At 69.1% G+C, this 11,193-nt stretch carries 8 protein-coding genes and 1 pseudogene; 5 read left to right on the top strand and 4 right to left on the bottom strand.

Going from position 1 to position 11,193, the window contains the following annotated elements:
* Nucleotides 1-484: 484 nt before the first annotated feature.
* From ACWF62_RS06035 to ACWF62_RS06020, 4 genes and pseudogenes are all read right to left on the bottom strand, one after another.
* Nucleotides 485-1,707, bottom strand: a pseudogene (locus ACWF62_RS06035) (IS3 family transposase).
* Between the two features lie 220 nt (nucleotides 1,708-1,927).
* Nucleotides 1,928-2,578, bottom strand: coding sequence for a cysteine hydrolase family protein (locus ACWF62_RS06030; protein ID WP_452629623.1), 651 nt, complete (start codon nucleotides 2,576-2,578; stop codon nucleotides 1,928-1,930).
* Between the two features lie 70 nt (nucleotides 2,579-2,648).
* Nucleotides 2,649-3,494, bottom strand: coding sequence for an LLM class F420-dependent oxidoreductase (locus tag ACWF62_RS06025; protein ID WP_452629622.1), 846 nt, complete (start codon nucleotides 3,492-3,494; stop codon nucleotides 2,649-2,651).
* 124 nt (nucleotides 3,495-3,618) lie between these two features.
* The gene (locus ACWF62_RS06020) at nucleotides 3,619-5,343 is read right to left on the bottom strand and encodes an acyl-CoA dehydrogenase family protein (protein WP_452629621.1); all 1,725 of its coding nucleotides are present in this window, start codon (nucleotides 5,341-5,343) and stop codon (nucleotides 3,619-3,621) included.
* Between the two features lie 119 nt (nucleotides 5,344-5,462).
* Here ACWF62_RS06020 and ACWF62_RS06015 point away from each other — a divergent pair, with 119 nt between their 5' ends.
* From ACWF62_RS06015 to ACWF62_RS05995, 5 genes are all read left to right on the top strand, one after another.
* Nucleotides 5,463-6,428 (top strand): oxygenase MpaB family protein, encoded by a 966-nt coding sequence (locus ACWF62_RS06015; RefSeq protein WP_452629620.1) that lies wholly within the window; start codon nucleotides 5,463-5,465, stop codon nucleotides 6,426-6,428.
* A 34-nt stretch (nucleotides 6,429-6,462) separates the two neighbouring features.
* Nucleotides 6,463-7,821, top strand: coding sequence for a cytochrome P450 (locus tag ACWF62_RS06010; RefSeq protein WP_378506700.1), 1,359 nt, complete (start codon nucleotides 6,463-6,465; stop codon nucleotides 7,819-7,821).
* Nucleotides 7,822-7,864: 43 nt separating this feature from the next.
* On the top strand, nucleotides 7,865-8,452 hold the full coding sequence (locus ACWF62_RS06005; RefSeq protein WP_452629619.1) for a TetR/AcrR family transcriptional regulator: 588 nt from the start codon (nucleotides 7,865-7,867) through the stop codon (nucleotides 8,450-8,452).
* Nucleotides 8,453-8,563: 111 nt separating this feature from the next.
* A complete protein-coding gene (locus ACWF62_RS06000; protein ID WP_452629618.1) occupies nucleotides 8,564-10,180 on the top strand; it encodes a succinic semialdehyde dehydrogenase in 1,617 nt (538 codons plus the stop codon).
* An 85-nt stretch (nucleotides 10,181-10,265) separates the two neighbouring features.
* Nucleotides 10,266-11,087 carry an SDR family NAD(P)-dependent oxidoreductase gene (locus ACWF62_RS05995; protein WP_378506697.1) on the top strand — a complete coding sequence of 274 codons (822 nt, stop codon included), beginning with the start codon at nucleotides 10,266-10,268 and terminating at the stop codon, nucleotides 11,085-11,087.
* The last annotated feature ends 106 nt before the right edge of the window (nucleotides 11,088-11,193 follow it).

Below are 11,193 nucleotides of genomic sequence, written 5' to 3'. Positions count from 1 at the left end.
CATCCCCCGCCGACTCCGCCGCGCCCTCGACGCCCGCGACTGCGGCTGCGCCTACCCAGGATGCGGCCGACCCACCGCCTGGACCGACGCCCACCCTCCCCCAAGCACTTCGTGCAGGGAGGTGCCCCCATCCACCACTGGGCCAACGGAGGCGAAACGAAACTGTCGAACCTGGTGCTACTCTGCCGCTTTCACCACCGATACATCCACAAAGGCAAATGGACTGTGCACATCGGAGACGACGGCCACCCGTGGTTCACACCCCCACACTGGATCGACCCCGACCGGAAACCCATCCCGGCACACAATCGAAAACAGTTGCTGTTCAGCACCTGAAACACCCTGAAACACAATAGAACCACTGAGCCGCCGAGGCCACGACCGGATAGGTCGCGGCCTGGGCGGCTGCCCGTCCGAATGCCACAGCGGCACGGCAGGGGGTTTCGTCAACAGGGACTGCTGCACGATCCGGTGACAGGTTCGGTCACGCAGCCTGACTGGCTGGCGTGGTCATGATGGTCTCGCATTCAACGGGGGTCAACTTGCCGAGCCAGGCTTGGCGGCGGCGACGGTGGTAGGTCCGTTCGATCCAGGTGACGATCGCGATCCGGAGTTCGTCATGGTCGGCGGTCGAGGACGTTCTTCTGCAACAACGCGAAGAACGATTCCATCGCCGCGTCTTCGCCGCACGCACCCACCCCATCGATCCGACGATCGAATGCCGGCCCAGGGCGTGGACGAATCTCCTCGACCGGAACTGCGAGCCGCGGTTGCTAGGAACAACACAGCCGGCCACCGGATCCCCGGCCGCAGCCCTGCGGGCGACGGCCGAGCTTGGTGCGTCGACCGCGAGGCGGGCCTTCATCCGAGAGTCGATCGAATAGCCCACGATTCGGTTCGAGGACACGATCCTTGATCGCGCACAGATGGAGCTTGCCATCACCGGTGTGGTGCTCACTGGGGGCACCTCCCTGCACGAAGTGCTTGGGGTAATACCGGTGAGCCACCACATGTTCGGCGTCACCGCGGTGAAGTTTCGGGCGACGAGATCGTCATGGAACCGGCGGTCCGGAACGGGTGTTCTTGGTGCCGCGCTTCTTACCGAACGAGTTCCACCACCTGTTCTCCGAACAGATCCGCCACCCGGTGCGCGGCGCCATCGGCTGGCCCGCGTCGGCGGCCTCGTCGACGAGGAACCGGTACCCGAACTCCGGATCCTCGCGGTGGGCGTCGAACAGGGCGTTGGCCCGGTACGCCTCGTCGAGTTCGGCGGCGGCCGCGGGCTCGGCGAGCCACCGGTAGTACGGTCGACGCGCAATCTTGAGGACCCGGCACATCCGCCGCGACGGGCATTCCGCCGGCGGCCAGCTCACGGACGAGCGGTGGAGGTACCTCCCGCTTGCGGGGGAAGATCATTCTCCCGGCAGGTTCGCCTGCGACAGGTAGGCCGCGGCGCGGCGCAGGACCTCGTTCTCCTGCTCAAGTAGCCAGATCCGTTTCCGGACTTCGCGCAGTTTCGGCGTTCTCGCTCACAGTGGTTCCGGACTTGACGCCGTCCTCGACATCGGCGGTCTTCATCCAGTTCGCCAGGCACGATTCACTGATCCCGAAGCCTGCGGCGATCTGCTTCAGTTGCTGGCCCGGCTCACGGCCTCGGGCTACGCGGACGACGTCGTCACGGAATTCCTTGAGGTACGGCTTGGGCACGGGGTCCATCCTTCCAGCGGTGCCTCCCGGCACCACAGATCAGATGTCACCTATCCGTGCAGCAGTCCCCTTCTTCGAGAAGCAGTTGAAGACCGGCGCGGCGACGCAACCAGCCCTCCCAGGGTGTGGACTTGGATGCCCGTGGAATTCTTCTGCGCTACAACGCTCTTCAGTAAACACGATCCCACTCTTCGGCCGCGTCCGTGAACCTTCTGGCGCCTCACCCACCCCGATCTGCCGCGGAAAGCGCAGCAACGACCTCGGCTGTCGTGCAGAGGTTGACGCCGATCCTCTTGAGATCCCCCACCCGTTCGGCGCTCGTCTGCGACACGGCGTCGATGACCAGCACGGTGCGAAAGTCCCTCTCGCTGGCATCGAACAGCGTCGCTCGCGGACAGTTCGGCAGATTGCAGCCGGCGACCACAACGGTGTCACTTCCCTGCGCACGCAGCAGCGACTCCAATTCCGTGCGATAGAAGGCACTCCATCGCGGTTTGAACAGCACAATCTCGTTCGGCCCGACGGCCTGACTACGCCCGGCGAGAAGCAGATCCTCATCCAATCGGTACCCCGGCGGCAGGATCCCATCGGCGATCTGGCACCCGTCGGTTCCGGGAGCCGCCATCTCGGCGCCGCGTTCGATCGACTCGCGCCGAAGCACGTCGACATCCGAACCCCCAGGCGGGTACAGACGAACCACATGAACGACGGGGCGACCGGCGAGCCGGAACGCGCGCACCAACGATGAGACATTCGGCACGACATTCGTCGTTCCCGGCACCACGGCGTGTCCGCCGTCGAGGAAGTCACGCTGCAGGTCGATCACGACCAGAGCGGCCCGATCCCACCGTGGCGCGAGATAGTCCGTCACACCGCTCCCCTGCCTACACTCGACGACGGGCGCATCCTTCGCCCGGGTGCCCGCCGGCCCCCGCGACCGGTCAGCGTCCGAGCTTGCCCGCGAGCTTCTCCAGGTAGGCGGTGACGGTGTCCTCGTCGGCGTCGGGCATGCCGTACACGACCTCGTCGATGCCGAGATCCTGCCACCGCGACAGGGTCTCGGGGACCGGCTTGCGGTCCAGGACCACGATCCGCGGTGCCCCGTCCCGGCCCGCGGCCTCCCAAGTCTTGCGCAGCAGCAGCACGTTGTCCTCGATGTCCTGCTCGATCGGGGTAGTCATCCAGCCGTCCGCCGATCGGGAGATCCACTTGAAGTTCTTCTCGTTCCCCGCCGCGCCGACGATGATCGGAACCCGCGGCTGCTGAATCGGTTTCGGCCACGCCCAGCTGGGACCGAAGGAGAGGAACTCGCCCTCGTAGGACGCCTCCTCCTGCGACCACAGCGCCTGCATGCCCTCCAGGTACTCGCGCAGCATCGTGCGGCGCTTGTTCGTCGGGACGCCGTGGTCGGTGAGCTCGTCCAGATTCCAGCCGTAGCCGACGCCGAGCGTCACGCGGCCACCGGACAGGTGGTCGAGGGACGCGATCGTCTTCGCGAGGGTGATGGGGTCGTGCTCGACGGGCAGCGCGACGGCGGTGCCGAGCCGGATCCGCGACGTCACCGAGGCCGCGGTGCCGAGCGAGACCCACGGGTCGAGGGTCCGCATGTAGCGGTCGTCGGGGAGCGACTCGTCACCGGTCTGCGGGTGGGCGGCATCGCGGCGCACCGGGATGTGGGTGTGCTCGGGGACATAGAACGAGTCGAACCCGAACTGCTCCACCGCCCGCGCCGCGGCCGCGGGGGTGATGCCGCGGTCGCTCGTGAACAGGGTGATGCCAAACTCCACCGTCGTCTCCTCATGCCGTCGCTCGAAGGCCCAGACCCTCAGTGCCGGACACCTGTTTATCACGGTGTCCGGCGCAGGGCGTCCGGAACGCAGGGAGGACCCACGCGCGGCGGGGGACGCCCCGCTACGGGCGCATCTCGTAGGCACCGTCGTTGGCGACGACGCGTTCCCACATCCGGTCGAAGCGGGCCGCGTCGACCTCGGGCTTGCGGATCGCCCCGAGCGCCCACTGCTGCTGCGCGGGCGTCGACGACGCCTTCCCGTGCAGCACGGTTGCGTGGCCGGAGAAGTCCCGGACCTGGAAGTCGAAGATCTGGTCGAGCACGTCGTGGTCGAGTGCGGTGCGGGCGGCCTGCTCGAGGATCAGCTGGCCGTACACGATCAGCGAGAACAGGTGCCCGACGGCGAGCATGAAATCGAGGTCCTCGAGCTGCCCCTCATCCGGCGGTGCGGTGGTCAGCAGCACCGTCAGCGCCCGCGCCTGCTCGAAGAACCGGGCCACGTTGGGGACGTCCGCGTACCGACGGTAGGCGGTGGTCCAGTCGTGGAACGTCACCGTGGCGGCGCCGCGGGTCGGACCCTGATCCCAGAAGAAGATGTCGTCGGCGGCCTCCTGCCGCGTCCCGACCTCCGGACGCTCGGCGGGCGCGAAGAGGTAGTTCGGCATGAACTTGAGAACCAGCCCGACATTGACGTGCACGGTGCCCTCGAGTTTGGGCAGCATCCCGATGTACCGGACCGCCTCCTGGAAGTAGGTGCTCTTCTCGTAGCCCTTCGCGGCGATCACGTCATGCAGCAGCCCAACGACCTTCTCCCCCTCCATCGTCACCTTCGACTTGGTCATCGGGTTGAACAGCAGGTAGCGCCGGTCGTCCCGCGACGCGCTCCGGAAGTAGTCGACGGCGCGGGCGCTGAACAGCTTCATCGCGGCCGTCCTGGCGTACGCGTCGACGAAACTGGCCCGCACGTGCGCGAACTCGGTGACCGGCCTGCCGTACAGAACCCGGTGGTGCGCGTGGGTGATCGCCTCATAGAAGGCGTGCTCGCAGATGCCAATGGATCCGGTGCACAGGTTGAACTTGCCGACGTTGACGGTGTTCAGTGCCGCCTCGAACGCCGCGACGCCGGTGTGCAGGACGTCCGCCTCCCGCACCGGATACTCCTCGAGCCGGAAGGCGCTCACGTACATCGGACTGTGCAGCACGTTGTCGATCAGGTGATAGCCGGGATGGTGACTGTCGACGACGAAGAAGACGTACCCGTCGGCGCCGTCGACGTCGGCGCGACGCCCGAACACCGACACCATGCCCGCAACGTTGCCGTTGCCGATGTAGTACTTGTCGCCGGTGGCCCGAAAGGCCAGCTCGCCGCCGGGCGGGGCGGGCGTGAGCACCATGTCGGTGGAGTAGACGTCGGCGCCGTGATCCCGCTCGGACAGCCCGAACGCCATGACGCCGCCGTGCACCAGTTGCGCGGCGGCCCGGCGGCCAGCCTCGGTGTTCGTGCTCATCCAGATCGGCCCGAGGCCGAGGACGGTGACCTGCCAGGCGTACCAGTACGGGAGGCCGTAGAAGCCGAGGATCTCGCTGAGCGCGGCGTTGCGGGCCGCGTCCCAACGTCGGTTCTCGTCGCCGTCGCCGTACGCAGCCGGTGTCAGGAAGGTGGCGAACAGCTTCTCCCTGCGGACGAAGTCCAGGAAGTCCTCCGCCCAGACCGCGTTCAAATCATCATGCAGCACTTGCCGTTTGCCGCGGGCCTCGAACCAGTCGACGGTCGCGCGCAGCAGTCGACGGGTCTCCGGATCAAATTCCTGCGGGTCGTAGGTGCTCGGATTGAACAGCTCGGTCACGGCGCGGCCCTTTCGTCGGCGTCCCCCACCCAAGCTACTTGTGTGACCGGGGCCACGCAGGTACGGTCATGACACACAAACATTGTTTTGTTCCAACGTTCCAGGCGACAGGAGTTCGCATGACGCCACTCCGCGCGCCCGTCGGCGACGCAGGCCCGACCGCGCCGGGGCGACCGACCTTCCAGGACGGCATCCGCGAGGCCCTGCCAATGCCCGTCGACGACGGGTCCGCGGAGCCGGTGACGCCGCTCGGCCCGGACTCGCTGGTGTGGAAGTACTACGGCGACGTGCGCGGACTGCTCGGCTTCCAACGGCTCGCCGGCACCGAGAACTGCATCGAACAGCTCGGCAAGGCCGTCGAGGACCATTCGGTGATCTTCGCCGACACCCTCGGCCGGGCGCGGCGCAGCGGGCCACCGATCATGAAGACGGTCTACAGCGCGGACCCGCACGGCTGGGGCCGCACGGTCCGCGACTTCCACACGCCGATCAAGGGCACCATCGCCGACGGTTCGCGCTACCACGCGCTGAACCCGGAGCTGTTCTACTGGGCGCACGCGACGTTCGTTGACCAGGTCCTCTACATCACCGACACGTTCATCCGCCGTCTCTCGGACGCCGAGAAGGCGCGAATCTTCGAGGAGAGCAAGGCCTGGTACCGGCTGTACGGGGTCAGCGATCGCAGCCAGCCGCACACCTACGCCGAGTTCGTCGAGTACTGGGACGCGATGCTGGACCAGTTCGTTCCGACCCGGACGATCGTCTACGCCACCGGGTATATCCGCAGGGGCATCCCCGGACCCCGGCGGATCCCGAGGCCGGTCTGGCGGGTGCTGTCCGCGCCGCTCAACGCGTTCACCCGGACCATCGTCGTCGGCACCGTCCCCCCGCAGATGCGTGCGGTGTGCGGTCTCGACTGGGATGACAGGAAGGAGAAGCATTTTCAGCGCTTCGCCGCGGCGATGCGGGCACTGAACCCGCTGCTGAACCGGCTGCCGGTGCGGGTGCTGTACCTGCCGTGGGCGAGCCAGGCCTGGCGACGGGTCGGCGTCGACCCGCGGCCGCTGCACAACACGCCCGTCTGACCGTCCCCCGCCGACCGACATCCCAGGAGTTGCCATGCGTCGCAAGCAGTTGGCCACCGTCCCCACGGGCAGCGGGCTGAAACCGATCCACGGCACCGGTGACCCCGGCGTGATCGAGGTGCTCCGGTTCTTCCGGGACCCCGTCGCCATGGTCGCCAAACGCCGCGCCGCCTACGGTGACATCACCTACATCAACTCGTTCGGCCTCCGATTCGTGATCCCCCTCGACGCCGACGGCTGCGAGGCCGTCGCGATGAACCGGGACAGGGCGTTCGCGAACGAGCCCGCCTGGGGCTTCCTGATCGGACCGTTCTTCCGCCGCGGCATCCTGTTGATGGACTTCGAGGAGCACCGCCACCACCGGCGAATCATGCAGCAGGCCTTCAGCAACACCCATCTCAAGGGCTACCTGCAGGACATGCAACCGATGCTCGCCGAGCGGGTTGCCCAGCTGCCGCTCGGCGACGGCGGAGCCACCGGCGCCGTGCGCCTGCTCGACGAGTTCAAGCAGATCACCCTGGACCTGGCGCTGGAGATCTTCCTCGGCCTCGACCTACCGCGCGACGAGGCCGACCGGATCAACCGGGCGTTCGTCGACTGCGTCGGCGCCGGGCTGTCGATCGTGCGGAAGAACATCCCGGGCACCCGCTGGGCCCGTGGGCTGGCGGGACGCCGGGTCCTCGAGGACTTCTTCCACGAGCACCTGCCCGCCAAGCGCGCCACCCCGACCCCGGACCTGTTCTCGGTGCTCTGCCACGCGCAGGACGAGGAGGGGCACACGTTCACCGACGAGGACGTGGTCAACCACATGATCTTCGTGCTGATGGCCGCGCACGACACCTCGACGATCACGCTCACCACGATGGCGTACTACCTGGCCAGGCACCCGCAATGGCAGGAGACGGCGCGGGCGCAGTCCCGCGCCCTCCCCACCGAGATCTCCTACGACACCCTCGACGAGTTCACCGTCCTCGACCGCGTCATGCGGGAGTCGCTGCGACTGAACTCGCCCGTCCCCGGGTTGCCGCGCCGGGCGATCAAGGACACCGAGATCTGCGGGCATCACATCCCGGCCGGCACCTACGTCGCTGCGATCGGCCTGGTCAATCACCACAACCCGGCGCTGTGGACCGACCCGGAGCGCTTCGACCCGGATCGCTTCGCGAGCGACCGCGCGGAGGACCGGGTGCACCGCTACGCCTGGATGCCGTTCGGCGGCGGGGTGCACAAGTGCATCGGCCTGTACTTCGCGCAGATGGAGGTCAAGACGATCATGCACAACATGCTGCTCCGGTACGAGTGGTCCACCCCTGAGGAGTACCGGTGGACACTCGACAACTCCACCCTCCCGGTGCCGAAGGACGGTCTGCCGGTGCGCCTTCGCGCACTGTAGGCGGACACCGACATGCGCGCAGGCGACGGATATGCTGCACACGATGCCAACACCAGCCGAACCCGGTCCGCGGTCCGCGTCCCCCGAGACGGCGATGCTCGACGCCGCGCGGGACGAGTTCGAGCGGTACGGGATCCGGCGCACCAACATGGACGACATCGCCCGCCGGGCGGGGATCTCCCGCAGCACCCTCTACCGGCGCTTCCCGAACAAGGACGCCCTCGTCGAGACCCTCGTCCTTCGCGACACCACGGCCTTCTTCGCCGAACTGGACCGGGTTGCCGCGGACCGGGATCCGCGCAGCGCGGTGGTGGAGTGCTTCACCCGCGGCGTCCGGCTCACCCAAGAGATGCCGCTGGTCACGCGGATCCTCGAGAGCGAGCCGGAGCTGATCCTCGGGCTCACCAACCGCACCGACGGCGCCCCGATCGCCCAGGCCGCCGCGCAGGTCGCGACGACGCTGCGACGCAGCGGCGTCACGATGTCGGACGGGGACCTGCACGCGGTCGCGGAGATCCTGGTTCGGATCGCGGTGTCGCTGATGCTCAATCCACAAGGCCAACTGGATATCTCGGACCAGGATGCGGTACGGAGGTACGCCGAGCGCTACCTCGTCCGGCTGGTCTGGTGACCGGCACCCACCGCTGACCGGGACGCTCCGCCGATCCACCGCGTTCACCGACCCGCGTCTCGGTCCCGTCCACGCAACCCCGTCGCTCCGCTCTCCCGAACCGAGGAGACCATGAGATCCGCACCGCTGCCGTCCCCCTCGCCCACCGGCGAGCGCGCCACCGACCCCGACCAGGAAGCGCCGCCCCCGCGCGTCGGGGCGGACCTGCTCACCGCGCTGCGCGGTCAGCTGCCACCCGGAGACGAGATGCACCGGGCCCGAGCACCGTTCACCGGTCGCGCGCTTCCGGCGGTCCCGCAGTCCACCCCGGCCGCCATCGCCGCCGCGGCCGCGGCCGCACGCGCCGCGCAGACCGCGTGGGCACAGACCCCGATCCGGGACCGGGAGCGGGCGGTGCTGCGGTTCGGGCGGGCGCTGCTGGGCCACCACGACCTGCTGTGCGACCTGATGCAATGGGAGACCGGCAAGGCCCGCGTGCACGCGGCGGTCGAGGTGCAGGGCGTGGTGTCGGTGGCCGCGTACTACGGCCGCACCGGGGCCCGGCATCTGCGCGCCCGGCCTGCCCGCACCGCGATGCCCGGCGTGGTGCGCGCCACGGTCGGGTACCGGCCGAAGGGCCTGGTCGGGGTGATCGCCCCGTGGAACTATCCGCTGTTCCTCGCCGTCGGCGACGTCATCCCCGCCCTCATCGCGGGCAACGCGGTGCTGAGCAAGGCCGACTCGCAGGCACCGTTGACGCTGCTGCTGGCCAGGAAGCTGGCCACCGATGCCGGGATTCCGCCCGCGGTGTGGCAGGTGGTCGCCGGGCCGGGCAGCCGGATCGGGCCCGCGGTGATCGATGCCGTCGACCACCTGTGCTTCACCGGGTCCACCGCCACCGGCCGGGAGATCGCCCGGCACTGCGCGGACCGGCTGATCGGGGCGTCCCTCGAACTCGGCGGCAAGAACGCGATGATCGTCTGCGCCGACGCCGACATCGACGCCGCGGTGATGGGTGCGGTCCAGGCGTGCTTCTCGAACGCCGGGCAGATGTGCATCGGCATCGAACGCATCTACGTGCACGACCGGGTGTATCCACGGTTCGCGACCCGGTTGGCCGAGCGGGTCGGGCGGATGCGGCTCGGCGCCGACTACACCTACGACATCGACATGGGCTCGCTCACCTCGCCGCGTCAGCTCGCGGCCACCGCCGCGCACGTCGAGGATGCCGTCGCGAAGGGCGCGACCGTGCTCGCGGGCGGCCGACCGCGACCCGACCTTGGTCCGCTGTTCTTCGAGCCGACCGTCCTCGCCGACGTCACCCCCGACATGGCGGTCTGCGCGGAGGAGACCTTCGGGCCGGTGGTGTCGCTGTACCGGGTGGCATCCGATGACGAGGCCATCACCCGCGCCAACGCCAGCGACTACGGGTTGAGCGCCAGTGTGTGGACGCGGGACCTGAACCGGGGCAGGCGGATCGCGGAGCGGGTGGTCGCCGGTGCGGTGAACGTCAACGACGGGTACCTGTCGGCGATCGCGGCGCTCGACGCGCCGATGGGCGGGATGCGAGCCAGCGGCGTCGGACGGCGGCACGGCCGCGACGGCATCGTCCGGCACACCGAGCCGCAGACGGTCACCACGCAGCGGGTCGCCACCGCCTACCCCGACCGCTTCCGTGCCACGCTGCTGCGCGCGATGACGCTGCGCGCCCGGCTGACGTTGCGCCCGCACCGAGGGGGACGACGATGAGTCCGATCGGCACGGCGGCCCGGGACCGCGGCGAGGCCGCCGCCACCGCGTGCCGCACCATCGACGAGGTGCGGGAGGGGCACGCGTGAGGGGAATCGTTCTCGACGGCCGGGTCGCCGTCGTCACCGGCGGAGCCCGCGGCATCGGCCGGGCCGTCGCCGCCGCGCTGCAGGCCGCGGGGGCCCGGGTCGCGATCGGGGACGTGGACACCGCCCGGGTCGCGGCGACGGCCGCCGACCTGGGGGTCCTCGGCGCCCGCCTCGATGTGACCGATCCGGTGTCGGTGGCCGCGTTCCTCGACGAGGTCGAGTCGACGCTCGGGCCGGTCTCGGTGTGGATCAACAACGCGGGCATCATGCCGATCGGGCCGCTGCTCGACCAGGACGACGCGATCGTCCGTCGGGCGGTCGAGGTCAACGTGCTCGGCGTGCTGAATGGTGCCAGGGCCGCGGCGCGCCGGATGACCGCGGCCGGCGGTGGACGGATCGTGAACGTCGCGTCGATCGCCGGGCGGATGCCCGCCCCCGGCATGGCCGTGTACACCGGCACCAAGTTCGCGGTGGTCGGGTTCGGTGAGGCGCTCGACGCCGAGCTCGCCGACCGCGGGGTTCGGGTGTCGACGGTGCTGCCGTCGTTCACCAACACCGAACTGATCGCCGGAACGACGCCGGGCCCGCTGACCCGGCCGATCCCGCCGGAGCAGGTCGCGGCCGCGGTGGTGCGGGTGCTGCGCCGCGGCAGCAGGCACGCGGTGGTGCCGGGCAGGTTGTCGGCGGGGAGCGCACTGTGGCAGCTGTTTCCGCGCCCCGCCGCCCGGCTGCTGCGTCGGTGGATCGGCCTCGATCGGGTGTTCCTCGAGGTCAGCAGCGACCGAGCGGCCTACGAGCGGCGCATCGCCACCGACTGAGCGCGCCTGCGGCGCCCGGTGGGGGGGGGGGGGCCCAAGGGGGGGGGGGAGCACAAAAAGACTACCGCGCAAAGGAGAAGAAAGAAAGCACGAAGAAAAAGCCGAA

Source organism: Rhodococcus sp. NPDC054953, from assembly GCF_053609225.1.
This window is presented reverse-complemented; position numbering and strand designations above follow the sequence as displayed.

What these genes read in the sequence shown, in the direction of transcription:
- ACWF62_RS06015 (WP_452629620.1), top strand. Translation starts at nt 5,463, where the DNA reads ATGACGCCACTCCGCGCGCCCGTCGGCGACGCAGGCCCGACCGCGCCG.
- ACWF62_RS06010 (WP_378506700.1), top strand. Translation starts at nt 6,463, where the DNA reads ATGCGTCGCAAGCAGTTGGCCACCGTCCCCACGGGCAGCGGGCTGAAA.
- ACWF62_RS06000 (WP_452629618.1), top strand. Translation starts at nt 8,564, where the DNA reads ATGAGATCCGCACCGCTGCCGTCCCCCTCGCCCACCGGCGAGCGCGCC.
- ACWF62_RS06005 (WP_452629619.1), top strand. Translation starts at nt 7,865, where the DNA reads ATGCCAACACCAGCCGAACCCGGTCCGCGGTCCGCGTCCCCCGAGACG.